The organism is Streptomyces aidingensis (assembly GCF_900112355.1).
Classification (GTDB): domain Bacteria; phylum Actinomycetota; class Actinomycetes; order Streptomycetales; family Streptomycetaceae; genus Streptomyces; species Streptomyces aidingensis.
Genome location: NZ_FOLM01000004.1, coordinates 121,741 through 145,441, shown reverse-complemented (window position 1 = coordinate 145,441; position 23,701 = coordinate 121,741). Strand labels below are relative to the sequence as shown.

Below are 23,701 nucleotides of genomic sequence, written 5' to 3'. Positions count from 1 at the left end.
ACGATATCGGCCCCCGCCGACACCCGGCGCCGCGCGGAAACGCCGCGGCAACGACAGGGCCCCCCACGCACCCGCCAGAGCCGACCTACCCTTGCTGCCTTCCGGCCCTGGGGGAGTTCAGTCAGATAGCGCCGCATGAGGGGCTGCACCCCAGCGTACCCGATCCCCCGCCCCACCCCGCACCCCGGCAACCGGTTCGCGACCACCCCCCGCCGTCTTGTATTGTTTCCGGCGGAGGATTCGCCTAGAGGCCTAGGGCGCACGCTTGGAAAGCGTGTTGGGTTCACACCCTCACGAGTTCGAATCTCGTATCCTCCGCCACCGCTGACCAGCGGAAACGCAAGCCCCCGACCGCACTGCGGCCGGGGGCTTCGTCGTCTCCCGACCGCACAGCATTGCCCCGCCGCCCCGTCGACGGCCGGGACACTCCGAGGGAGCGCTGACACAGAGCTGCTCGGCCCGGTCCGCGGGCATTGCTTCCGCACAATCATGTGTCCAGGATCAGGTTGCTCGCTGTCACGGCGAGCCGCCCCTGAACCGCGGCCGGTACGCCGAGGCGGTTCCAATGGAAGATGACGTGGTGGGCCAGTACGGCGCGCAGGCCCCGGGTCAGGTCTCCGTTGTGTCGGTGTGCGCTGAGGCGTCGGCCGGCCTGTTGGAAGGCGGCGAACCACTCGGATGCGAAGCTCAGCGAGCTGGTGGCGGACGCCGAGCTGGTGTCCGTGGTCATCAGGCGCTTCAGCACGGGGGCGATATGGGGCAGTGGTTGGGGAGGTCGGCCGTCGCCGGTGGGGCGGAGTTCGGTGACCTTGGCCCAGACGTCACCCTGTTCGAACCATTCCTGTCCGGCTGCGCGTAGCAGGGTGCTGCACAGCAGGATGGAGAGCTCGCGGCGGTTGCCGGTGTGAGGGGCGTGCTCGGCCAGGTAGGCGAGGGTGTGGGTGCTGTCGTTGTGGAAGAGGCCGTGGGCGGTGTCCATGGCTTCGGGGCCGCCGAAGGCATGAAGTTCGGGTTCGTAGACGCTGGTCACCCAGGTGGTGAGGGGGGTGTGCTGCTGCGTACGGATGAGCAGGGTGCGGGTGTGTTCGTCCGCTTCGTCGGTGAGCTCATGCGACGCGGGGCGGTAGCGCAGGCGTAGTTCGTGGCCCTTGCGGATGAAGAACCAGGCGTTGATGAGGCCGGTGTCCTCGGCGTGTGCCATCCCGGGGCGAATGTGCGTAACGGCGGCCGGTTCCACGTCGTGGTGGTGGGCGTAGGTGAGTACGCGCTGGTGCCAGTGGGGGTGGTTCATCCGCGTAGTCCTTCGGTGGTCAGGTCAGCAGCAGGCAGGCGTCCCAGCCGGAGGCGGGAGCGGTGCCGGTGGTGGCGGTGTGCTGGGCGAGCGCGTGTCCGGCGGCTCCCTGGAGGAGGCTCGGGTCGTCGGCGGCCGGCGTGTGGTGTCGGAGCAGGGCTTGGAGACGGGGCAGGCGGGCGGCCAGGGTCGGGGTGGCGGCGTCGGCGGCGGCTCGGTAGGTGGTCTGGAACAGGCCGGAGGCGCCGTGGCACAAGCCGCCGTCGGTGATCCGGGCGAGTTGTTCGGGGTGGGTCAGGCAGCTCAGGAGGGCGTGCTCGGCCATGTGTCGGCGGTCGGTGTCGCCGGTGGCCAGGGCGGCGAGCTGCTGGGCGCGGGCGATGCCGGGGGTGCCGTAGCACCAGGAGGGACGTAGCGGTCCCGGCTGGGCGGGCTGCTGGCGGTGGAGGTCTTCCGGGGTGACCCACTGGGGCCACCAGGGACCGGAGGGGTGGTCGCGGCGCCAGGTGTCGAGCCATGCGCAGATGCGGTGGATGGCGTCGGTGTGGCCGGGGACGGTTGTGCCGCGGCGTTTGGCCAGGGAGAGCAGGGCGAGTGGGCCGGCGATTCCGTGGGCCATGCCGAGGTTGCCGTGTCCGCCGGGGAAAGTGTGGGAGCTGCCGTGGACTGGGCCGTGGGGCACCCACCAGCCGGGCAGCCGGTCGGGTCGCCGACCAGGGGCTCGGTCAGGCGGACCAGGTAGGAGAGCACCGCCCGGGTGGTGTCGCCATCGGGATCGCGGTTCAGGAGGTGTCTGCCCAGGCCGGTCAGGCCGTACAGCAGATCGTATTCGGCCGCGCGGGGCCGGTGGCCGCGGTCGATACGGGCGTGGGCTTCGTCCAGGCGCCGGCGGGTGAGGTCGGTGATCTGGGCGTCGAGGAGGTCCAGGGTGCGGGTGTAGCGGTTGGTGCCGGCCGCCGCGGTGTGCAGGACGAAGGCGACGGCGGGTGCGCCGAGGAAGAGCGAGGCGTTGTCGCCGGTGTTGAGGGGGCGGCTGGTGGCTGCGGCGAGGGCCGCGTGGGCGGCGTTCCAGGTGCCGGTGCCGTTGTGGGCGCGCTCGATGGCGAGCAGGGCGATGCCGATAGCGCCTCGGGAGAGCGACTGCGGCCAGGCGTTGTTCTCGGCGCTGGTGGCGTCGGTGGGGAGAGGGCTGGTCATGGCTGGGCGCCTTCCTGCTGGACGGTCCAGGCGAGAGCGGCAGCGCGGGCCAGCCGGTGGCAGGTGCGTTCGCATTCTTCGTCGATGCCGGCCATGCGGATGTGGTGCATGTGCAGCAGGGAGGCCAGCACGGTCTCCGGCGCGGTGTCGCCGGCCTCGGTGAGGCGGGCACGGTACGCGGTCAGCGCGGTGCGTCTCTGCTCCCAGTGGTGGCGGATCTGGTCGCCGCAGGGGAGGAAGTGGAGTGTGTCGTTCTTGGTGCGGGGGTCGGTGAGGAGGATGGCCTGCTGCCGGATGTGCCGGGCGAGGGTCGGTGCGGCGCTCCTGCTGACGTTCTCGGTCAGCCAGCGGGCGGCGGCCGGGGTGCTGCCGGTGAAGGCGGTGGTGAGGTCCACCAGGCTTGCCGCGGTGAGCGCCTGCCGGTGGAAGGCGTCGGTGCCGGTGGCGTGGGTCTGGGTGAGCTGGGCGATGACGGCCGCGGAGTCGGTGATGAAGACTCTCTCGGCGGCGTCCATGGCCGGGCCGGTGCCATAGCGGCCGGTTTCGGGGCGGTAGGTGCTGAGGTCGAGGTCACGGGCCAGCCCTTGGCGGCGCAGGTACGCCACCCAGGTACCGAGGCGCTGCACGGCAGCTCCCCAGTCGTCCGGGTGAGGAAGCCGTAAGCGAAGCCGCAGGTGCGGGTCTGGGTCGCGGTAGGGCACGAACCACCATTCGGGCGGGCTGTCCCATGCGGCCAGGAAGCCGGGCAGGTGGCGGGTGAGGAACTCGGGGTGGCGTTCCGGGTGTCCGTAGATCTTTGCGTAGAGCCAGGTGGAGTGGCCGGGCAGATGGCCGTGATCGCGGCGGAGGGCAACAGGGGTTGCTCGGCGTGGGGCTGTGGCAGCGTCTGCCGGAGTGGTGGTTGTCATGGGGAGGACGAGCTCGTGTGCGCGCCCGTCGAGCCATCCGTAGGCGGTGAGGGCCGGGGCCTCCTGCAAAGTGGCCTGGCCGGTGGTCTCCAGGTGGGAGCGCAGCAGATGGAGATGGGAGGGCTCGTCCAGGTCGAGGAAGATCCGGCGGTCATCGCTGCCGAGGAAGACGGCGTTCGGCAGGCGGAGGCGCTGCCGCAACTCGGACAGGCGCTCAGTCCAGCCCGGCCATGTGGCCCGGGCGCCGGGGAAGTCGGAGGCGTCGAGTCTCCAGCGGGCCGGGGACAGGACGGTGCGGCCGTAGCGGATGCGCGGCTGGAAGGGCAGTTGGCGGGCGGCTCCCCAGGAGAAGGGGGCCAGCACGGCGGCGGTGGCCCGTGGCAGTTCGCACAGGAACCGCGCCAGGGGGTGGGTGTAGGTGGTGGGCTCCACCGCGTTCAGGACGGCGGGTTCGACGGCGCCGCCGGTGGTCCGGGACACCAGGAACATCCGGTGGGGGTCCGCGCTGACGAGCAGGTCGTCCAGGGCCAGTCCTGGGCTGCTGTCGGCGTGTTCGGCCAGGGAGATGGCGGTGGGCAGGAGTTGCGGTGCTCGGGCGACGTTCTCGGTGCGGGTGCGTAGCGGCGGGGCGGAGACCTGAGCGGGCAGGGCACCTGCCGCCAGCGTGGGCGACTGCGCATAGGCGGCGTGGAAACGGGTGCGATCCTCGTCTTCCAGCAGATGCAGGAAGCGGCCGGTGATGGTGCCGACGCCGGTGGCGAGTCCGGCGACGACGAGTTCAAAGCCGCCGCGCTCCACGGCGTCCTGGTTGGGTGCGTGGAGGCGGAAGCACAGCTCCAGGTGGGCGGGCAGCTGAAGATCGTCCTTGTGGGATAGCCGGGCCAGCGACTGGTCGTCCAGCGTGATCTCTTCTGCGCCGTCCAGTGCGGCTTGTTGTGCCAGGGCGAGCAGACGGGTATCGCGGTCGGTCAGTCGGGGGGCGGTTGGCCGGATCAGGGATGACCGGTAGCCGGCGGGAAGGCCCAGTCCGACATCGGGGTCCACCAGGTCGCGGACGGGGACGAGGGCGCCGGGTCCGTAGTGCTCCAGGAACCGGACGTGGTAGTCCTGCCAGGCCGGAGCGCCGGACGGGAACGGGCTGAGTGCGGCCAGTGCCGCCACTGCCTTCTCGGCCTCACGGGCGACCGTGTGCGGCAGCTCCAGGCGGCAGTCGAGGCGCAGGTTCACCGTGAGCGGCTGCTCTGCCACGTCGGTCAGGGCTTTCATGCGGTCGGCGGTGGGCGAGCGCAGGGTGCGGCGCAGGGAGTCGGAGCCGTGGCTGTGCCGGGACAGGCTCCGGTGGATCTCGCCGAGGGCGCGGAGCGTGGACGCCACGGCCGGGATGGTTCCCGCCTCTGCTTTCTCCAGCTCGTCGATGAGGTGGCCGAGGGGATCGGTGACCGTCATCGGCGGGTGCAGGGAGCTGATCAGTACGTGGCGGGTCACCAGCTCGGTGAGGAGACGGTCGATCACCTCGGCCGGGGACTGCGGGTATGCGGTGGCGAGTCTGGCAGCCAGCTCGGCCACCGTGATGGGCGCAACGGCAGCGGCCAGAACGGTTTGAACCGCCCGGGTGTTCCGCAGACTCATCTCCGAGGCGGTGGGAGAGCCGGTTGCCGGGCGTGGTGATCGCTGACAGGGCACCACCAGCCGGTCACCGCGTACGTAGCAGGTGGAGTCGGTCACCACCGGGAGGCGGCGCAACAGCTCCGGGCACGTCTCCAGGCCGGTGATCACCTCGGCCAGCCACAGGGCATCGGCACCGGCTACCGGGCTGTGCTCCTCTCCCCAGTGCAGACGGAGCGTGTTGCCGAGCCGCGCCGGGGCGACGCCGGCGAACAGCCCGAAGGGCGTTGCCCGGTGCCGCATTCGCAGCAGGTAGCGCATCACGGAGACCACGGCCCGCCGGACCTGCCGCGGTTTGTCGATCTTCCCGGCACAGACGTCGCTGACGCGCCGTGCGAGGAGCGGACTGGCAACCTCGATGGCCTCCGCTACGCCCGGGAGCGCCCACACGTGCCGGAGCCAGTTCCGCCGCTGCTCCTGGTCGGCGGCATCGTCTCCGGTGAGGTCCGGCCACGGTGGGTCCGTGAACTTCTGCGGATGTGCGGTGGCCCGTATCAGGGCCGCGTCGATCGTTCGGTACAACTGACCCACCTCCGACTCGGGTGTGGGGTCCGGCGCCGGGTTCCTCCGGCGCCGGACCCCACAGCATGGTTCAGCCGCCGATGCAGGTGCTGTTGCTGCACGCGCTCTGGCAGGTTGAGGTGCAGTTGTCGTCGGTGTCGTTGAGCAGGGCGGGAATGACCGGTGCCTTCTCGACGAAGGCGATGTCGAGTTCGAAGTCTTCCTCGGCTGCGCCGGTGTTCCCCCGTGCTGCTGCCATCGTGCCTCCCGGATGTCGGTGGTGGATGTGCCTTGGCAGCCCTGGCCCGGCTCAGTTGTTGTGAGCGGGCCAGGAGATCGTGATGCGGCGGTGCTTCTTGATGACGACCAGCCCGTGGGGGAGCTGGGCGATGGGGGTGTCCGCCGGGTGCGCGTAGAAGGTGGGCCGGTCGTCGCGGTGCTCGCGGTCCCATGCCTGGATCTTCTCGACCAGCCGCTGGGCGGCCTTCTCCGCGTTCGGGCCGTGGCCGTAGGCGCCGAACTCGTACAGGTCTTCCTTACCGGGGACCGGCCGTCCTGCCCGGTAGGCGAAGGAGTCGCCGTAGAGAAGGGTGGAGGTGCCCAGCGGGGAGGCGGAGGCGACCAGCCCGCGGTCCCGTGCCGCGGGGGTGGCGGCCAGCAGTGCGTAGTCGGTGACCTCGGTGGCCAGCCACAGGTCCAGGTCGTCGAAGGGCACCGAACCGCCGATGGTCACCCCCGACCACGCCTGTGCCCGAGGCCGCTTCAGAGCCTCCCGGAGCTGCTCGACCTCGGCCTCCTGCTCGTCGTCCAGCCGCAGCCCGACCTCGGCACCCTTCTCGTCGTGCAGGACGGCGACCTGCACCCGCATCTCGCCCGAGCCCTGCATGGGGACGAAGCCGCACAGCTCGTATCCGGTGCTGACCAGCACCTCTCCCTGTGCCTGGAAGGAAACCGACCGGGTCAGGCCGCGCACCCGCAGCGGGACGACGATCCGGCCGCCGTCGGCGAGTTGCCCGGTCCAGGCCGGCGGGATGTCCCAGGCCCCGACGGTGACGATGATCCGGTCGTAGGGGGCGTGCTTCGCCTCGCCGGCCTCGCCGTCGGTGCACACCACGTGCACCCGCTCGTACCCGGCCCGGTCCAGCAGGCGGCGGGCGCGGTCGGTCACATCCGGGTCGATGTCGATGGTGGTGACTTCGCCCTCGGGGCCGACCATCTCGGCGATCAGCGCGGCGTTGTACCCTCCGGAACCAATCTCCAGCACTCGCATGCCCGGGCGGATATCGGCCTGTTCCAGCATCATCGCCTGCACGCGGGCGGCCGAGACGGAGCTGACGGCGACGCCGTGCTCGTCTCGCTTGGTGACCTCTGCCCGCTCGGCCGCGTACGCCTGCTCAGGGGTGACGCCCTCCGGCACGAACAGGTGCCGGGGCACCCGCCGGAGGGCCGCCGCGACCGCCTCGCTGCGCACCGCGTTCAGCTTGCGCAACTCGCCGACCAGGGCCTCGCGCAGCTCTTCCATGGACTCTTCGGGGGAATTGTTCAGATTCATCGACCGGAGTGTAGTCACGCCATTACCCCCTGGTGGGTGCCTTGGGCGTCGACGGTAAGCAGTTCGGCCAAGCGCTGGTGGTCGAAGCGGGCGAGGACCATGTTGTGGTCGGAGAGGTTCTGCATGTCGATAACTTCGATGTCGCGGAGGGCGGGCAGAAGCGTGGTGGACGCGCACAGCCAGTCGATGCGGTTGGCGGGGCCATGCGTGTCGCTGGCGGGGATGGACGGGTGCACCGCCTCGGACTCGCCGAGATGGGCGGCGTGCTGGGCGAGGTCGGTCAGTCCTGCGGTGCGGAAGGTGTCGTGGAGGTGGGTGTCCATGGCCCGGCTGCTGCCGGGGACGGGACGGCTGCGGTGGGCGCGGTGGGGTTCGTCCTCGATCTGGTCCAGATGCGGCAGTGGGCTTTCGCCGGGGGCGAGGCGATGGGGATAGCTGTTGGCATCCAGACCGATGACCATCGCCGACTTGCGGACGCTCTGCCCGTCCAGGACCCGGACCTTCTTGTCATGGAATGTGGTCAGCAGTTCGGCCTCGACGGCCCGGAGGGTTGGGGAGGCGTAGCTGAGGTGGGCGGCGACCGCGGTGAGCGGGATCGAGGCGGGGCCGGCGGCGTGCAGCTGGAGCGTGACTGCAGTCGGCTGGCACTTGAAGACGGGCGACGGGCTGGGCCATTCCCGCAGGACGGTGAACACGCTGGTGTCGGCGAAGACGGCGGTGTAGGAGCCTTCGCTGAGCCAGCCGCGCAGGCCGAGTTCCTGTTCGGCCTCGTACATCCCTTCCTTGGCGTTCGCGTCGGCGTCGAACATCTCTTGCCGCAAGAGAAGGTGGACTCCTGCGTCGCGGATGCGCCGGTGAGCCCGCATCCGTGCGGAGCGGTCACCACGACCGTTGAGTTCGAAGTTGAAGGTGGTCATGGTCAAGGTGTCCGGAACTAAGGCGTGACTGGTCACAGAGCTGATCTCCTGGATTGCACGGGGTGGGTCGATCGACGGTGAGCTGGCTGCGATGGATGCGGGTGCAGGTCCGATCACGGCGGCTTGACCGCGATGCCGGCGTAGGCGGCACCGGTGTCCTGGTCGGGATCTTGGTCCAACGGGGGTGGCTGCCAGCGTTGTGTGGGTACCAGCCCAGGCGGCAGCAGATCCCAGCCGGCGAAGAAACGCGCGACTTCGGCGTGGTCACGCATCCGGACGGGGATGCCGGAGCCGCTGTACGCACGTGCCATGGCGGACATCTCGCGGGAACGGAAGTCGGCGGTGGGGTGCACGATGGCCATGGCCGAGCCGCCGGGCAGGGCGCTCTTGATGCGGTCGAGGCGGGCCATGTACAGGCCCGTGCCGGGAGTCGGGCAGCAGGTGCAGCACACTGCCCAGCAGCACCGCCACCGGCCTGCTCAGGTCGATGATGGCGGTGACCTCCGGGGCGGCCAGCAGGCGATCTGGCTGGGTCAGGTCTGCGCGGCAGGCTGCGGTAACACCGGGCGGGGCGCAGCGCAGCAGGGCACGGGCGTGGACGACCGCTTGCAGACTGGTGTCGACGTAGACCACCCGTGCCCGGGGCAGGACCTGCTGGGCGACGTCGTGTGTGTTGGCGCCGGTGGGCGAGGGCAGGCCGCAGCCAATGTCCAGGAACTGGCTGATACCGCGTTCGGCGAGGTGGCGCACGGCGGTCTCGACGAAGGCTCGGGCCTGGCGGGCGGCCTGCGAGGCGAAGGGCGCTGCCGTGGTGATGGCAGCGACCAGGCGGCGGTCCTCGTCGGTGTTGTCCCGGCCGCCGAGCAGCGCGTTCTGTATCCGCGGAGCCGAGGGCAGACGGAGCTCCTCACGGATGTCATCCCCGGCGGCTGCCTGCGGCGGAAACGCCGCGGTGTCCGTGGTGACGGTGGTGCGGTTGGGCGGCATGGGGAGGTGTCCTCCGGTCGGCGTTCGGCGTCAGGGCAAGGTGTCGGCGAGGACGCCGAGCGCGGTGCACAGCTCGACGGCGTCGGTGAACGGGCGGGTGACGGCACCCGGTGAGCGGACCCAGCGCGTCCCGCGGAAGTCGCGCTCCCCGCACGGTCGGTGGGCGACGGGGAGCGTGAGGTAGGCGCCCGTGCCCAGGTGGCGGGCGAAGATCGGCCATGGTTCGGCGCCGTAGCCGGGGCGGATGAACCAGTACCAGCAGTCGCGGTCGGCGGCGATGCAGCCGATCCGGGGGTCCGAGGCATCGCCGTAGAGGAGGCGCAGCACCTGCTCGCCATGGTGTTCGGCGGTGCGCACCGCGTCCCAGTCCCGGCCGGCGGGCAGGACCACCGGCTCGTGCGCCGTCAGAGTCTCGGCGAACAGCGCGAACGCTTCCGGCGAAGGCGGCGCGCTCATCGCAGCACTCCTGGCTTTCTGGGGGTCCGGCCGCGCAGCGGGGCCAGCAGGTGGCTGCCGATCCGTTCCTCTAGGCGCGGACCGAGCTCGGTGCCGAGCCTGGCGAGTTGCTCGCCGATGACTCCGGCCGCGCACTCGCGGTAGGTGAACGCGGCGAGGTAGGAGTTCGCGCCGGCGCGGGTGAGCAGCACCGAGCCGTCCTCTGCCAGCAGCACGCTGGTCGTGGGCGGGCCGGCCTGGCTGCGGGCGATCAGCCGGTCGGAGACCGAACCCAGCGCCGCACCGAGGGCGGCCAGGTCCCGAGCGTCGTCCGGCCCCATTCCGGCGAAGGCCAACGTCATGCCGTCGGCAGTGAACGCCAGTACGCCCCACACACCGCGCAGCGTGCCGACTCGGTCGTGCAGGAGCGCGGTGATCGCATCATCGTCCATGACTTCCTGGTCCTTTGCGGGGCGGGGCGGTCACGAGCAGGGAGAGAAGGAAGGTGACCGTCAGGGGCACAGGAGCGGGTGCTGCCTGGGGAACCGGTGCGGTGGGCAGCGCCAGCGGCGCGGATGTGCCCCTGACGGCCGTCTTGGGGCGGGCATGTCTCATCAGGACGGGGCGGGTGGAGGACAGCCCGGTGCGCAGGCGCGGACCGGAATCGGGTACGGATGGCCATAGATACGTGCGTCGGTGATCGTCCCGGCGTCCTGGCTGGAACCGTCCAGCAGCCGATGGCAGTACCGGCACGCCCGCCCGTACAGCACCGGCGAGGGCACCCGCCGTTCGTCCTGCTCCTGCGCGGCCATCAGCGCCGTCACCCGGTCCCCCCCCCGCCAGCCCGGCCCGGCTGAAAGGGCCGACGCGGGGCCGACACCGGCGACCGGTCGGCGGCCCTGGCGGCATCGATCCGGTCCAACAGTGTGCACACGCACCTGGTCAGCATCCGAAGCCGGCCCAGCGCGGCGGCACGCGAGGAACAGCGCATCGACCTGGTCGCCACGGCCAGCTCGACCAGCTCCGCCCAGCAGTGTTCGGCCACCCCCGTAGTTGCCGAGTCACGGAGCTGCCGGGCGAGCGGAAGCAGTACGGCGAGCTGGTCCTGGAGCGCCCGGGTATGGACGCCGACCTCCCGCGCGGAAGGTGTCAGCGTCTGGAGCAGCCGCTCCGACGACGCCACGGCGTACCGCACCGTCTCCGGCACGAAGGCCGCCGTGGCAACCGCTGTCTGCCGCTCCCCACGGGCGACGCGGACCGGGTACGAAGAAGCAGCGCGAGTCCGTATGCCGGCCGCGGCTCCGACCAGGGTCCTGCCGGTCATGGACAAGTGCTCCTCCGGTGGCCTCCGGCCAACGAGCACGGAACGTGTCCGTTGGCGCACGAACAGCTGGTGAGCTACCAGAATTCGCGGAACGGGTGTGACGCCACCAGCGACGTGTCAGTGACTTCTCCGGACTTCCTGCGCCATACCCAGGACATGTTTCCTGCGTCCGTGGGTTTGTGGCTGTCAGGGGAGCAGCATGGGTCTTGGCGCCTCCGGCGTGGGTAGCAGTCGAGCACAGAGAGCCCAGGAGGGTTCCCATGGCGCAGCCGACCGTTTTCCAGCTGCTTGTGGACGAGCGGCGATGGCGGGACTACGACGTCTTCAAACACCACTACGAGGAGGCCGCTGCCGAGCTGGCACAGCGAGAGGGGCCGCCGAACCTGCGCACGGCCACCATCGGCCGACGCCAGTTCGTCCGCTGGCTGAGGGGCCAGCTTGAGAGCACACCGCGCAACGACGCCAAGCGCATCCTGGAACACCTCTTCCAGGTACCGGTGAGCCACCTCTTCCAGCCGGCGCAGCACGGCAGCGAACAAGCCTGCCCCGGCGAAACCGGCCGACAAGCAACCGCACTGCAGAGCGGCTTCTACCAGTCAGGCATGGAGGACGCAGTTTCGATGGCTGCTCATGAATCCGCACGGTTCGCGGCCCGGGTCGAGCAATCCAACGTGGGCCCGCACACGCTGGAGCAACTGCGTGTGGACATCCAGCGCATCATCTACACGTACCCGAACCGTCCGGTCATGCCCCTCTTCCTGGAAGTACGGGAACTGCGAAACCGGGCCTTCGAATTGCTGGAGGGACGGCAGCCTCCGCAGTACACCAAGGAGCTCTACCTGGCCGCTGGAACGCTGTGCGGAATCCTGGCGAACGCCTCCTTCGATCTCGGCCAGTACGGCCCTGCCGGCACACAGGCCCGGACCGCCTTTCTCTGCGGCGAACTCGCCGGGCACAACGGCCTGCGATCCTGGGTCCGGGGCATGCAGGCCCTGATCGCCTACTGGGACGAGCGCCCCGAGGACGCGGTCCGCCTGGCGCTGTCGGGTCAGGAGTTCACACCCGAAGAAGGAACCGCCCACATCCGACTGGCCAGCATCTCCGCCCGAGCCCTGGCAAGGCTCGGCCGCCACGAGGAAGCCCTGTCCCACCTCCAGACCGCTGAACGCCACAGGCAGTCCTATGCCGGACCCGAGGACCACGGCAACATGATGGCCTTCCCCGGCGCCAAGCAGTCCCTCTACGCGAGCACCACGCACCTGTGGATCGGCACGGACCACGCCTGCGTCTCGGCCGAACGCGAAGCAGCGGCAGCCATCGACACCTACGAGGCCGCGCCTCCTGAGCAGCGTCGCCTCGGAGAGCTGTCACTCGCGCGCATGGACCTCGCCCATGCCCGGCTCCAGCAGCGCGAGATCGACGGCGCCGCGGAACAGCTCCAGATCGTCCTGGCCATGGAAGCGCGCCGCAGGACGGCAAGCGTAGGCCGGCGGCTGGAGCAATTCGGCCGTCGGCTGGCACTGACCCCGGCAGCCCGGACACCGCTCGGGCTCGCGATGTACGACAGCATCGCCGCCTACCATGAGCAGCACGCCCGCTCTCTCCCCGGAGGCTCAGCACAGTGACCACCGTGACGCTTCTCCATCCCGGAGACATGGGGTCGGCCGTCGCAGAGCAGGCACGCCGCTCCGGCGCCCGCGTCCTGTGGGTTCCCGCGGGCCGCAGCGCAAGCACGAAGGCCCGCGCCGAAGCCGCCGGACTGATCCCCGCACCCGACCTGGCCTCGGCCCTCGCCGAGAGCGACATCGTGCTGTCCATCTGCCCACCCGCGGCAGCCGAAGACATCGCCGGCCTGGTTGCCTCCCACGACTTCCACGGCATCTATGCCGACGCCAACGCGATCAGCCCGCAGCGCATGCAGCGCATCGCCGCCCGCCTCGAATCCTCCGGCGCCGTGCCGGTGGACGGCGCCATCTTCGGCCCGCCCCCACGCGGCACGAAGACCGCCCGCCTCTACCTCGCCGGCCCGGCAACCGCCGTCCACCAGGCCGAAGCACTCTTCACCGGCACCCACCTCACACCACAGATCCTCGACAAACCACTCGGCTCCGCCTCAGCCCTGAAAATGGCCTTCGCCGGCTATCAGAAAGCCGCCCGCGCCCTGGCCGCCGTCTCCCACGCCCTCGCCCAGGAACACGGCATCACCGAAGAGCTGACAGCCGAGGGCCGCACCATGGCCGCCGCCATCCTCGCCGACACCGACTACCTCCCCAGCGTCGCCGCCCGCGCCTGGCGCTGGGCCCCGGAAATGCAAGAAGTAGCCGACTCCCTGAAAGCCGCAGGACTTCCCTCCGACCTCGCCGAGGCAGCCAACTCAACACTGTCCCGGTGGAACCAGGACAAGGACAACTTCGACGTGCCCCTTGACGACGTTTTCGGACAACTGCGGGAGCCTTGATTTGCTCGGGCGTCAGGGCATTCGCCGTTATCAGGGACCGGGCCCGCAAATGGTCCTACGCAAAAGTCCGCCCCCGGGACGGACGAGTGCTCACCATGCCGTAGTGCTGGCGACTCCTTCAGACGCCGTGATGCAGCACGCCCCGCAGAAGCGCCATGGTCAACGCCGTCATGCCGCTCCGCACTAGGGCCACAGCCTGGTGTGAACGAGGGTCCCGACTGCCCAGTGGCCGGGGCTCAAAACCCCACTGTCGGTCGCCCTGTCTAGAGTTCTGCGCAGGACACCGAGGGAGGGCAGTTTCCCTGTCGACGGAAGTGATGAGTTCGCACGCATCATGGCACAGCTGAGAGAAAAGCTGCCGGATCTTGCCGACCAGGTCACACAGGAGGTCCGGCGAGGCCGAGCCGCTTCCGGGCAAGAGTTCAGGGAGGAGGGGGAGTACCAGAACCGCGCCAGTCGCCTGCGGCGAGGCTGGTCTGCCGCACCTCGGCAATAACGACATCACCGTGATCCCGTACACCGATGACGAAAGCGTCGAACTCGTACGCTCGACGGTGCTGACCCTTACGGAGACCATGTACGCGTCCCGCAAGGCAGCCCTGGACATCGCCTCCACACTGAGAGTGCAACCGACCATCGAGTTCGGTGATCCGGAATTTGAGGCACCCTCCGTCCTCGACCTGACGGAGGAGACTGCCGGAACAGTGCCCCAGTCTGGAGTAAAGGCAAGCATCATCCGAATCACCTTCGCCTCGACTTCAGAAACAGTGGAAGCAGCGCCCGGATCCGCGCATCGCCAATCATTCGCGGCAAGACCGTGACATGCACCGGAGAGTTTCCTCAATGCCTCTCACCCGGTACACTCGTCCCCTCCCGTCCTCAACTGGGCGGAGCTTTCAAGTGGGGGGAGCCACTGTGCCGGGGTTCGACATTACTTCCATCTTGGACTTCAACCCGCCACGATACGCTTGTCCGACCTGCCGAGGTCTGATCAATGGACTGAGTTTCGAGCGACAGGAAAATACTGGCAGCCCGATACAGTATCGGCTGTTCTGCCCTGTGTGCAGAACTGAATACGTGTACGGCGAGTACACTGATGGGCGCAGCGCTATTGAGTGGCTCGATGAGCAGGGGGCGTCTGTCAGCTTGGGTAAGGATTTGATCGCCCATGCTCGCACGGTCGCCGAAGTGGTGCGCAACTCTCAAAGTACAGGCTGGGGTCATGATGGACCGTGGCCGACGATGCGACTGTTCTTCGAGGTCCTGTCTCGCGCCAGGAGCTTCGTACACTTCGCGAGTTGGGGAATTAGCCATATCATGATTGGGGCCCTCAAGATGACATCGATGAGAGCTCCTGTTTATGGATTCGTCTCGCAGGTTGAAGACCATGCGAGGGTGGAGCTAACCGAGTTCCCCAAAGAAGCTCCTAACCTGAAGGCCAAGGTCATTAACCCACGGGAGGCCAATTTCGATGCACCGCACCAGAAACTAGTAATTGTCGATGGCCTTCTAGCCTTCAAAGGGTCGACAAACCTAACGAACGCGGCGATGCGCAAGGCAGACAGAGGGCTAGATCTCACCGAGGTAGTAACCGATTATGAAAAGGTCGCCGACCTTAATAATCGTTACTTCGCGCCTGTTTGGAAAGCCATCAACACCCCGGAAGTTGTACAGAAAGTTATGTGGGCTGACCCCTGGGGGTAGCCCACATGACCTGAGCCGCTCGCTGTCCTGGTCTGTGTCCAGTGCGCCGACGGTCCCCACCGCACGCGCACCACGTCTGGCCTGCCGCGTGAACGCTCGCGGACGCCCCGATGCTGAGGGCTCCACCTTAAAGGTGGAGCCCTTCAACGCTCGGTTACTGAGGTTGAACTCGTGATGTCGCTGGGTTGGTCAGGTGGGTCTGATGACCAGGCCGGTCTCGGCGAGGCAGCCGTCTATGAGGCCGGGGCGGTACTGGATGTGCCGTAAGCCGCGTCGGATGCGCTGGACGAGGTGTTCGGGGGTGCTGAAGGCGACGTTGGAGAGCCGGCCACGTCGCAGGAGGGACCAGATTCCTTCCACGGGGTTGAGGTCGGGTGCGTAGGGCGGCAGGTAGTGGATGGTCAGCCAGTCCCGGGCTGCCGCCCATTGCCGCAGGTCGGCAGCTTTGTGGACGTTGAGGTTGTCCCAGATGAGCACGATGGGGCCGCCGAGCTGCTGGTGGGCGGCGGTCAGCAGGTCCCGGTACTCGCGCCAGGAGAAGCTCTTGCGGCCGCCGCGGCGGCCGTCGTCCCGGCGTGGCCGGTAGATCAGCCGGGACCGGTGGCCGGGTCTGTAGCAGGTCAGCGCCGCGATCGATATCCGTCTGCGGGAGCGGCCACGAACGCGCACCACCGGGGTCCGGCCGCGCTGTGACCAGGTCCTGGCCTGCGGCGGCGTCATGGAGAATCCGGCTTCGTCCTCGAAGACGAGCCAGGCTCCACGGGCCGCCGCGAGTCTTCCGCGCAGGGCCATACCTCCTTGACCCATCCTGCGACGGCGTCGTCGTCCCGCTCGATGGCGCGTCGGGCCGGGACCTGGCAGGACCAGCCGTTGCGCACCAGCAGCTTGCGCACGCCCTGGACCGTGTAGGTCAGGTGGAAGCGCCGTCCGATCACCGTCTTCACACGGCTCAAAGTCCAGCGTTGGTCCTCCCAGCCGTGTGCGGCCGGCCCCTTGGCCAGCTCCGCCTCCAGTTGGGCGAACTGCTTCTCACTCAGCCGCGGCAGCGACGCCGGCCCCTGCGACCGCAGGGCCCGAGGGCCGCCCTCGTCCCGCATCTGCCGCCACCGCTGCACCGAGCGGACGCTGACCCGCAGGTCCTTGGCGATCACCGAGCTCGCCTCGCCCCGGGCGAATCGCTCGGCCGCCTGCAGCCGTAACCCCTCGCGGAACTGCTGCCGTTCGGCGGTCAGCCGCCCCCTTGTGGATACCTCACACCCCGGTGATACCGCACGGGCGACGAGCCGTCAGCCCCTACGACTTCACGAGTTCAACCTCAGTAGCGGGCTGCCCAAACAGCGCCGGCACGGTTGCCGTGATTCCAGATGTAGACACCGAGAGTTCCGAAGCCGTACCAACCCTCCGGCCCGACCTCGGCCGTGAGAGAGGGGTACTCGCTGATGAGCTCCTGGACCTCGGCCGGGTCCACCGGTTTGTACGGCTGGTTGAAGACCAGTGCGGGCCTGCCGGTGGTCCGGGAAAGCCACGTGGTCGTGTGGTCGTAGAACCCCGCGGCCTGTCGTGGCACTCCCTCTTGGCGCAGCGGCCCTTGTCGAGCCAGTGCAGCCCAGACGAACACCCCGTGTTGCCACTCTTCAGGTCGTGCTGGTCAGCCCAGTCCAGAAGATCCGCGCGCATTCGGACGTAGATGTTTGGACCGTACGGCCAGTCCACGCCGTCGGCATCACGGGTGAGCACGCCCCGGGAGCGGTCATCGAGAGAGCTGGCCAGCTCCTTCTGGTCGGCGCTCTGGCACCGCGAGCACCACCACTTCGCTTCTCTTCCTGAGCCGAAGAACAGCCCCTCCCGGCGGCGACGGCCGCATCCCTCGCAGTCATACATGATCTTGCTCCTTCACTTCTCCTCGGGCCTGTTCGGCGCCATGGGGAACTGCTCTAGTACTACAGCCGGTGGTTTCACGGTGAGTGAGCTCGGGCCGCGCGGGTGCGGTAGTGGCTGGCCCGGGCCCGGACTTGGTGGCGGGTGCGCCAGCGGTACCAGTGCATGGCCAGCCAGGTCCGGGCGGTGCGGGCGGGGGCGAGGACGATCCGGTCGTACAGGTGGCGGATCTCGTTCACGGTCGGGTGTCGGGCGTCGGCGACTGACGGGGTATTAGCCGGCTCCGGACGGCGACCAGGAAGGCCATCGCGAGCGTGCACACGGTGGCGTGCCGGTACCAGGAGCACCACTTGCGCACCTCGTGCTCGTCCAGCCCCACCTGCCCCTTCGCCACCTGGAACGACTCCTCCACCATCCAGCGCCGCCCGGCGGCGGTCACCAGCTCGGCCAGGGTGGTGCCCGGGTCGGTGTGGCACAGGAAGTAGGCGACCTCGCGGACGAGCCGACCGGTCTTCTTGTCCTTCTTGTTGGGCACGGTGGAGCGGCGGATCAGCAGGTGGCGCTCCAGCCCCTGGGCGGTGTGCGCGAGTTGGACGGTGGCCCAGTCGTACTCGCGCGGCCCCTTGGCGCCGTCGGCGCACGAGCGGCGCTCCAACGCCTCCTCGGGCACGACCGCGTACAGTTCGCGGGCCTGGCGGGTCCGGCCGTCCGGCAGCGGAACCACCTCGTCCTTGGGCACCGCGAGCAGGTAGCGCACCTGGCGTTCTTCCAGCCAGGCGCGCAGTGCGCGGCACTGGCCGTACGCCTCGTCGGCCAGGAAGTAGGAGAACGGCACCCCGGCGGCCAGGGCGCGCTCGAGCATGCGCCGGGCGAGCTCCGGTTTGGTGGCCACCGCGGTGGCGCGTTCGGGTGGGATGTCCTGCTCGGTGCAGCGGCGTTCGTGTTCGGCGGTGGTGCCGGCCCATGCCCTGCCGAGGTAGAGCTCGCGGTCGATCAGGGTGCGGCCCCGGCTCGAACCATACGACAGGTGCACACTGACCTGGGCGTTCTCGATCCGGCCCGCGGTGCCGGAGTACTGCCGCTGCACCCCGGCGCTCTTGGTGCCCTTCTTGAGGTCCCCGGTCTCGTCCGAGATCAGCACCGCGTCCTGACCGGCCAGCGCGGCGACCGCGTAGTCCCGCACCCGGTCGCGCAGCTCGTCCGCGTCCCACGCGGCTTTGGCCAGGAAGCCCTGCAGCCGGTCGGGGTTGGGGTGGCAGGCGAACTCGGCGAGCTGCCACATGTTCTTCCGCGGCACCTCGCTCAGCAGCCCGCGCACCATCGCCCGCAGGTTCTCCCGCGAGGCCGGACGCGCGAACACGTCATCGACCGAGGCGCACAACGCCTCCAACTCCCCGTCCAGCACCCGGATCTCGGCCTCGTCCAGCTCGCCCATTCCAACCGCCTGCGGCGGCAGTGTCAGTCCCACGAACGGAGCAACGAGCCGACCGTCGTCACGTCACGTGAACCACCGGCTGTAGTACTAGTCACCTGGAATGACCGCGTATGACCTGGACTTTTGCCCGAACTGCCCCCAGCCCTGCGCTTATCATCGCGCAGGATCCACTTCGGTGGGCCCGAACCACAGAGCTGATCGAGTCGCCGAAGCGAACCTGGCTCTTCCGCGCTGTTCCTTGTCCTGTTCTTTGTCCATTGCGCTGATGGACGCCCCGGTTCGTCTCTGTACGCGCACCCCGTCTAACCTGGCGCTCGAACCCCCGCGAACGCCCCCGTACGGCCACGCGGGCGTTGAAAAGCGTGTTGGGTTCACACCCTCACGAGTTCGAATCTCGTATCCTCCGCCACCGCTGACCAGCGGAAACGTGGGCCCCGGCTGCACTGCAGCCGCGGCCCACGTCGCTGTCTGGTCTCAGTCTCGGCGAGGTTGGTCGTCGCTGGCAGGACGGAATTCGGTGACCTTGGCCCAGACGTCTCCCTGCTCGAACCATTCCTGTCCTGCTGCGCGCAGCAGGGTGCTGCACAGCAGGACGGGGCAGCTCGCGCGGTTGTCGGTGTGAGTGGCGTGCTCGGCCAAGCTGGCACCTCCGCTACTGATCAGGGCGGCGGGACGGAACAGCCCGACACCCTCCAGGCTCCCGGGCCGGATGATCGAAGTCAGCGCCTGTATAGCCACATTTTGTGATCTTGACTGCCGGGATGCGCCGACGGGCAGCCGTCATTGCGAAGCTCCCGCTGACCAGCACCCGTCGACGGCACCGCGAGCCGCTGCCTGGGAAGGGCGGGCGTCCAGACTCTCGTTACGGGAGACCCGTGTCTGCGTCACCGCATGCATCATTTTTTGATCTCGAGAGACCGGGCTTTACCATGCATCATCTGGTGTACCCTTGATATATCGACTGATATCCTGGGGGTGTCGTGATGAGTCGGACCGTTGTCGATCTTGATGATGACCTGCTTGCCGAGGTGGCCCGGGCTCTCGGTACCAGTACGAAGAAGGAGACGGTGAACACCGCCCTCCGGGAGGTGCTGGAGAACCGGCGCAGGGCACTGGCGCTGGCACGGCTGCGCGGTGCGGCCGAGGAAGGCGCCTTCGACCTGGACCTCTTCGAGGACAAGAGGAACTACCGGCGGTGAGCGCGGCGCAGTTCCTCATCGACACCAGTGCCCTGGCCCGGTTCATGCGGGGTGATGCCGAGCAGTACGGATGGGATCAGGCAGCCGCTGCCGGACTCATCGCCACCTGCCCGATCACCGAGCTGGAGTTCTTCTACAGTGCCCGGTCCGCGCAGGACCGGGCACAGGGCATCGAGGACATGCGGCAGATCTTCGGTTGGGTGCCGGTGGACGACCGCGCCTATGGCCGGGCATGGCAGGTGCAGGAGCTGCTGACCAGACGCGGGCAGCACCGCAGTGCCGGCGCCGTGGATCTCGTCGTGGCCGCCACCGCGGAGTTGCAGGGCCTGACCCTGCTGCACCGCGACCGCGACTTCCAGTGCATCGCCGCCGTCACCGGACAGCCCCTCCAGTGGTACGGCCCCGATGCCGGCAAGTGAGGGTCGGCTGGTCTCAGTTTTGGTCTCATTCACCTCCGTCCGGGGGCGTACGGAGGTGCTGGAGAGGGCGGCTCCGTCGCAGGTCAGGACGGCGGCGGGCGGGGGTGGACGGGTGGGCGGACAGTTGGAAAGCGTGTTGGGGGCAACCCCTCACGAGTTCGAATCTCGTATCCTCCGCCACCGCTGACCAGCGGAAACGAAGGGTCCGACCGCCCCGCGGCCGGACCCTTCGCCGTCCCGTGGTCTCAGTTCTGGTCGCGCTTATTTCACGAGGTGGGCCTCAAAGGCTGCCCATAGGGACTGTTCTGCCCGGACGACCCCCTGCGCTCCGGGCAGCGCCCACCGGCCCTCCACAGACGGGCCGCCTGCCGCCCTCGCACCGGCAGGCCCTGCGGAGGGCGGAGATCGTCCCTTGCGCAACCCCACCCCAGCGCGTGCGGACAGGATTCACTCGTGCGTGTGAGCGGGAGCCGTAGCTGCGTGAAAACGGGAAGTTCATGCGCGTGGAAATGGGATGATCGAGGAATGGATCGTCCCACTTACCAGCCTCGCCTGGTCGATGCGCTCATCCGTGAGCTTGTTGCGGAAGTGCCTGCGGTGTCACTGATCGGCCCTCGAGCCTCGGGCAAGACCACCACCGCGCGGCAGCACGCGGCCACCGTCATCCGCCTCGATCAGCCCGGCGTCGCCGAGGTCTTCCGTACCGACCCCGACGCGGCGCTCCGGGGACTTGCCGAGCCGGTACTTCTGGACGAATGGCAGGAGGCCTTCCAGGTGCTCGGCGCCGTCAAACGTGCCGTCGATACGGATCCACGACCGGGCCGGTACATCCTGACCGGCTCGGTACGTGCCGAGCTGGACGCGCACACCTGGCCGGGTACCGGGCGGGTCATCCATGTGCCCATGACCGGCCTGACCATTCGGGAGAAGCAGGGGGAGACCGGACGCCCGCCCTTTGTCGACCGGCTCGTCACGGCCGGACTGTCCGGGCTGCGCCTGCCGCAGCCTGTGCCCGATATCCGCGACTACGTCGACGCGGCGCTCGGGGGAAACTTCCCGGAGCCGGCCTTGAGGCTCTCGGACCGCGGCCGACGCCGCTGGTTCGACTCCTACGTACAGCAGCTGATCACCCGGGATGCCCTCGCCGTTGAGCCACGCAGAGACCCCGAGCGGCTGCGCCGGTACTTCGAAGCGCTTGCCCTGAGCACCGCCGGCGTCGTGGAGCACACGACGCTCTTCCAGGCCGCCGGGGTCGACCGCAAGACTGCCCTCGCCTATGAGCATCTCCTGAGCAGCCTCTTCGTTCTCGACATCACGCCTGCCTGGTTCAGCAGCAGGCTCAAGCGGCTCGGACAGCACCCGAAGCGCTATCTGGTGGACCCCGCCCTGGTCGGCGCCGTCACAGGCGCCGACACCGATGCGGTCCTGCTCGACTCCGATCTGCTCGGCCGCCTCATCGACACCTTCGTCGTCGCCCAGCTCCGCGCCGAACTCCCACTCAGTGATCACAGTCCCCGCATCCACCACCTCCGCCAGGACGGAGGACGGCGGGAGATCGATGTGCTCGTCGAACTCTCTGCACACCGCGTCATCGCTCTCGGGATCAAAGCCTCTGGCAATCCCAGCCGCTCCAGCACTCGCCATCTCACCTGGCTCCGGGACGAACTGGGTGACCGCTTTGTCCATGGCCTGCTGCTGCACACCGGTCAGTTCATCCAAGAGCTCGACGACCGCATCAGCGCAGCGCCCATCGCCGTCCTCTGGGGCTGACGGGCGATATCAACCCGGCAGCCAGCGGCCGTGGTGGCAGTCCTGGGTGCGTTCACCGGCGTAGCAGCCCTGTTCAGATGCCCCCGTGGCCGCGACTGCGCCGCAGGTCAGAACGCCCCGGACAGCACATTTCGGCAAAAGAACTCCCCAGCGGCACGACACCCCGTAGCGCACTCGGCGCACAGCCATGCGTCAGCGGCCGGACTCTCGTCCTGGGGACCGTGCCGGTGTCATCGCACGCGAAGCCGTCAAGCATCAACTGATGGTTCCTTGATATCTCGACCGATATCCAGGGGGTGTCTTGATGAGTCGCACCGTTGTGGATTTTGATGATGACCTGCTTGCCAAGGTGGCTCGGGCTCTCGGTACCAGCACGAAGAAGGAGACGGTGAACACCGCCCTCCGGGAGGTGCTGGAGAACCGGCGCAGGGCGCTGGTGGTACGGCCCGACGTCGGCAAGTGAGGCCGGCTGGTCTCAGTTCTGGTCTCGTTCAGCGCCATCCGGGGTCACCGGCCGCTTCGCGGGCGGTAGGGCTGGAGGAGCTGGTCGACGGGGGCGTGGTCGTCGGTGAGCAGCCGGGCGTCGCCCGTCCAGGCGGTGAGGTCGTCGCCGGCGACGATCTGCCAGCCGGTCTGCCGGGCGTCCAGCGCCTCCTGGGCCGCCTCCAGGTCGACCGGCCGGTCGGAGGCGAGCACCACCAGATTGCCGCCCGCCAGGGCGGCGGCCGGGCCACTCCCGGTTCCGGAGGGCCGGCCGGCGAGGGCGACGTGCGGGAAGGTCTCGCCGATGGTGGCCACTTCGGCACGGGCGAAGGCCAGACCGCCGTGGTCGATGAGGTTGGCCACGTACAGGCCGTCCTCGTCGAGCACCCGCCGTATGTCGCTCAGCGCCTCCGCCGTGGTGAGGTGCCACGGCACGCTCACGCCCCCGAAGGCATCGCCGACGACGAGGTCACGGCTGCCGGCGTCCAGCCGCCGCAGGCCGAGCCTGCCGTCCTCGACGCGTACCTCGATACCGGCCGCCTCCACTCCCGGGCCGAGCAGATCGCGGGTGATGCCCACCACCCCGCTGTCGATCTCGGACACCAGGCTGTGCGACCCGGGCCGGGTGGCCGCGAGGTAGCGGGGGAAGGTGAGCCCGCCGCCGCCCAGATGGTAGGCGGCCAGCGGCCGGTCCCCCGGAAAGGCGGCATCGACCACCGAGGCCATGGCGCGCACATAGGCGAACTTCAGGAAGGTGGGGTCGTCGATGTCGACATAGGAGTGCCGCAGACCGTCCAGTACAAGGGTGCGGCCACTGCCCCGGTCGGGGTCCGCGACGATTCGCGCGCAGTGGTACCGGGTCTCCGTGTCGCAGCCGCCGGGCGCGACCGTGCTGCCCAGGCCGCCGGCCACGAGCACCAGCGCCAGGGCGGGGGTGCCCCTCCGGCCGCGGGTCCGCCACGAGACCAGCGCCGAGCCGGCCACCAGCAGGATTCCCAGGCCGATCAGGATGGCGCTGACCGGAAACCGCGAGACGAGGACGAAGCCGGTGAGGACGGTCCCGGCGATGGCCCCCGCGGTGCCGACGCCGGAGAGCCGGCCGACGACCGTTCCGGTCTCGGCGAGGCTGGTGAGACGCAGCTTGGTCACGATCGGCGTCACCGCGGAGAGCAGCGCGGCCGGCACCAGGATGGTCAGCGAGGCGACCAGCAGGAGCACCGCCGGCGCCCACTCCGCGGCGGTGCGCAGCACGGCGGGGATCAGCGCCACGACCGCTCCGGACATCCCGAGCGAGGGGCCGAGGAGCCGGCGCGGATCGACCTGGTCGGCGATCCGCCCGCCCAGCCAGGAGCCGAGGGCGATCGCGGTGAGGGCGATGCCGATCACCAGGGTGCTGGTCTCCAGGGTGAGGCCGAGGTAGGGAGCCAGCAGCCGCAGGGCGACGATCTCGACCACCAGGACCGCGGCCGAGGAGCAGAACACCAGCACGACGGCCGCGCCGGGACCCAGGCCGTGATGGCGGGGCGTGCCCTCGGCGACGGGCGGGGAAGAGGGTCCGGTCACGGGCGCCATCCTTGC

General features: G+C 69.1%; 24 protein-coding genes, 1 tRNA gene, 1 other RNA gene and 2 pseudogenes. 9 read left to right on the top strand and 19 right to left on the bottom strand.

What is annotated here, in order from left to right; translation table 11 throughout:
• Nucleotides 1-51: 51 nt before the first annotated feature.
• An RNA gene (ffs, locus tag BM242_RS10155) (signal recognition particle sRNA small type) lies at nt 52-148 on the bottom strand.
• Between the two features lie 85 nt (nt 149-233).
• On the opposite strand from ffs, the gene BM242_RS10150 reads away from it, so the two are divergent.
• Nucleotides 234-321 (top strand) — tRNA-Ser (locus tag BM242_RS10150).
• A gap of 166 nt (nt 322-487) precedes the next feature.
• Here BM242_RS10150 and BM242_RS10145 read toward each other — a convergent pair.
• The 12 genes and pseudogenes from BM242_RS10145 to BM242_RS10095 form a co-directional block, all read right to left on the bottom strand.
• On the bottom strand, nt 488-1,291 hold the full coding sequence (locus BM242_RS10145) for a thiopeptide-type bacteriocin biosynthesis protein (RefSeq protein WP_093838416.1): 804 nt from the start codon (nt 1,289-1,291) through the stop codon (nt 488-490).
• Between the two features lie 19 nt (nt 1,292-1,310).
• Nucleotides 1,311-1,910 (bottom strand): lanthionine synthetase C family protein, encoded by a 600-nt coding sequence (locus tag BM242_RS30775; protein ID WP_281254675.1) that lies wholly within the window; start codon nt 1,908-1,910, stop codon nt 1,311-1,313.
• Between the two features lie 164 nt (nt 1,911-2,074).
• Nucleotides 2,075-2,488: pseudogene (locus tag BM242_RS30770) on the bottom strand (lanthionine synthetase LanC family protein); the annotation flags it as partial.
• Entirely contained in the window at nt 2,485-5,583 is a 3,099-nt protein-coding gene (locus tag BM242_RS10135) for a lantibiotic dehydratase (RefSeq protein WP_175541343.1), read from the bottom strand. The pseudogene BM242_RS30770 and the gene BM242_RS10135, both read right to left, overlap by 4 nt.
• A gap of 70 nt (nt 5,584-5,653) precedes the next feature.
• Nucleotides 5,654-5,821, bottom strand: a complete 168-nt coding sequence (locus BM242_RS10130) for an FxLD family lanthipeptide (RefSeq protein ID WP_093838414.1) — start codon at nt 5,819-5,821, stop codon at nt 5,654-5,656.
• A gap of 51 nt (nt 5,822-5,872) precedes the next feature.
• Nucleotides 5,873-7,114: a methyltransferase, FxLD system gene (fxlM, locus tag BM242_RS10125; protein WP_093838413.1), complete on the bottom strand. Its 1,242-nt coding sequence runs from the start codon at nt 7,112-7,114 to the stop codon at nt 5,873-5,875.
• Between the two features lie 14 nt (nt 7,115-7,128).
• Nucleotides 7,129-7,935, bottom strand: coding sequence for a hypothetical protein (locus tag BM242_RS10120; RefSeq protein WP_139238305.1), 807 nt, complete (start codon nt 7,933-7,935; stop codon nt 7,129-7,131).
• 209 nt (nt 7,936-8,144) lie between these two features.
• Complete coding sequence (locus tag BM242_RS30765; protein ID WP_175541342.1) at nt 8,145-8,393, bottom strand: SAM-dependent methyltransferase; 249 nt, start codon at nt 8,391-8,393, stop codon at nt 8,145-8,147.
• Nucleotides 8,296-9,018, bottom strand: coding sequence for an SAM-dependent methyltransferase (locus tag BM242_RS10110; RefSeq protein WP_093838410.1), 723 nt, complete (start codon nt 9,016-9,018; stop codon nt 8,296-8,298). Before BM242_RS10110 ends, BM242_RS30765 begins: the two co-directional genes overlap by 98 nt.
• 30 nt (nt 9,019-9,048) lie before the next feature.
• Nucleotides 9,049-9,474, bottom strand: a complete 426-nt coding sequence (locus tag BM242_RS10105; protein WP_093838409.1) for a hypothetical protein — start codon at nt 9,472-9,474, stop codon at nt 9,049-9,051.
• On the bottom strand, nt 9,471-9,905 hold the full coding sequence (locus tag BM242_RS10100) for a roadblock/LC7 domain-containing protein (RefSeq protein WP_093838408.1): 435 nt from the start codon (nt 9,903-9,905) through the stop codon (nt 9,471-9,473). The genes BM242_RS10105 and BM242_RS10100 overlap by 4 nt, the downstream gene beginning before the upstream one ends.
• 162 nt (nt 9,906-10,067) lie before the next feature.
• Nucleotides 10,068-10,265 (bottom strand): hypothetical protein, encoded by a 198-nt coding sequence (locus BM242_RS10095; RefSeq protein WP_139238304.1) that lies wholly within the window; start codon nt 10,263-10,265, stop codon nt 10,068-10,070.
• Nucleotides 10,266-11,037: 772 nt separating this feature from the next.
• Here BM242_RS10095 and BM242_RS10085 point away from each other — a divergent pair.
• From BM242_RS10085 to BM242_RS28860, 4 genes are all read left to right on the top strand, one after another.
• Entirely contained in the window at nt 11,038-12,402 is a 1,365-nt protein-coding gene (locus BM242_RS10085) for an NsdA family TPR-like regulatory protein (protein WP_093838405.1), read from the top strand.
• On the top strand, nt 12,399-13,235 hold the full coding sequence (locus BM242_RS10080) for a DUF1932 domain-containing protein (RefSeq protein WP_093838404.1): 837 nt from the start codon (nt 12,399-12,401) through the stop codon (nt 13,233-13,235). The genes BM242_RS10085 and BM242_RS10080 overlap by 4 nt, the downstream gene beginning before the upstream one ends.
• Before the next feature lie 506 nt (nt 13,236-13,741).
• The gene (locus tag BM242_RS28865) at nt 13,742-14,056 is read left to right on the top strand and encodes a hypothetical protein (RefSeq protein WP_139238303.1); all 315 of its coding nucleotides are present in this window, start codon (nt 13,742-13,744) and stop codon (nt 14,054-14,056) included.
• Nucleotides 14,057-14,312: 256 nt separating this feature from the next.
• Complete coding sequence (locus BM242_RS28860; protein WP_139238302.1) at nt 14,313-14,939, top strand: phospholipase D-like domain-containing protein; 627 nt, start codon at nt 14,313-14,315, stop codon at nt 14,937-14,939.
• Between the two features lie 189 nt (nt 14,940-15,128).
• On the opposite strand, the pseudogene BM242_RS31145 reads toward BM242_RS28860, so the two are convergent.
• From BM242_RS31145 to BM242_RS29320, 5 genes and pseudogenes are all read right to left on the bottom strand, one after another.
• Nucleotides 15,129-16,194: pseudogene (locus tag BM242_RS31145) on the bottom strand (IS630 family transposase).
• A 60-nt stretch (nt 16,195-16,254) separates the two neighbouring features.
• Nucleotides 16,255-16,506 carry a hypothetical protein gene (locus BM242_RS10060; RefSeq protein ID WP_093838400.1) on the bottom strand — a complete coding sequence of 84 codons (252 nt, stop codon included), beginning with the start codon at nt 16,504-16,506 and terminating at the stop codon, nt 16,255-16,257.
• Between the two features lie 388 nt (nt 16,507-16,894).
• A complete protein-coding gene (locus BM242_RS29325; protein WP_175541341.1) occupies nt 16,895-17,056 on the bottom strand; it encodes a hypothetical protein in 162 nt (53 codons plus the stop codon).
• Nucleotides 17,053-18,285, bottom strand: a complete 1,233-nt coding sequence (locus BM242_RS10055) for an IS701 family transposase (protein WP_217652424.1) — start codon at nt 18,283-18,285, stop codon at nt 17,053-17,055. The genes BM242_RS29325 and BM242_RS10055 overlap by 4 nt, the downstream gene beginning before the upstream one ends.
• A gap of 441 nt (nt 18,286-18,726) precedes the next feature.
• The gene (locus tag BM242_RS29320) at nt 18,727-18,891 is read right to left on the bottom strand and encodes a hypothetical protein (RefSeq protein WP_175541340.1); all 165 of its coding nucleotides are present in this window, start codon (nt 18,889-18,891) and stop codon (nt 18,727-18,729) included.
• Nucleotides 18,892-19,235: 344 nt separating this feature from the next.
• On the opposite strand from BM242_RS29320, the gene BM242_RS10050 reads away from it, so the two are divergent.
• The 4 genes from BM242_RS10050 (at nt 19,236) to BM242_RS10035 (ending at nt 22,103) form a co-directional block, all read left to right on the top strand.
• On the top strand, nt 19,236-19,451 hold the full coding sequence (locus BM242_RS10050) for a type II toxin-antitoxin system VapB family antitoxin (RefSeq protein ID WP_093838399.1): 216 nt from the start codon (nt 19,236-19,238) through the stop codon (nt 19,449-19,451).
• Nucleotides 19,448-19,870 (top strand): PIN domain nuclease, encoded by a 423-nt coding sequence (locus BM242_RS10045; protein ID WP_093838398.1) that lies wholly within the window; start codon nt 19,448-19,450, stop codon nt 19,868-19,870. Before BM242_RS10050 ends, BM242_RS10045 begins: the two co-directional genes overlap by 4 nt.
• A 525-nt stretch (nt 19,871-20,395) precedes the next feature.
• Entirely contained in the window at nt 20,396-21,640 is a 1,245-nt protein-coding gene (locus BM242_RS10040; RefSeq protein ID WP_093838397.1) for an ATP-binding protein, read from the top strand.
• A gap of 304 nt (nt 21,641-21,944) precedes the next feature.
• Nucleotides 21,945-22,103 (top strand): type II toxin-antitoxin system VapB family antitoxin, encoded by a 159-nt coding sequence (locus tag BM242_RS10035; RefSeq protein WP_093838396.1) that lies wholly within the window; start codon nt 21,945-21,947, stop codon nt 22,101-22,103.
• A gap of 44 nt (nt 22,104-22,147) precedes the next feature.
• On the opposite strand, the gene BM242_RS10030 is transcribed toward BM242_RS10035, so the two are convergent.
• Nucleotides 22,148-23,695, bottom strand: coding sequence for a fused MFS/spermidine synthase (locus tag BM242_RS10030; RefSeq protein ID WP_175541339.1), 1,548 nt, complete (start codon nt 23,693-23,695; stop codon nt 22,148-22,150).
• Nucleotides 23,696-23,701: the final 6 nt, after the last annotated feature.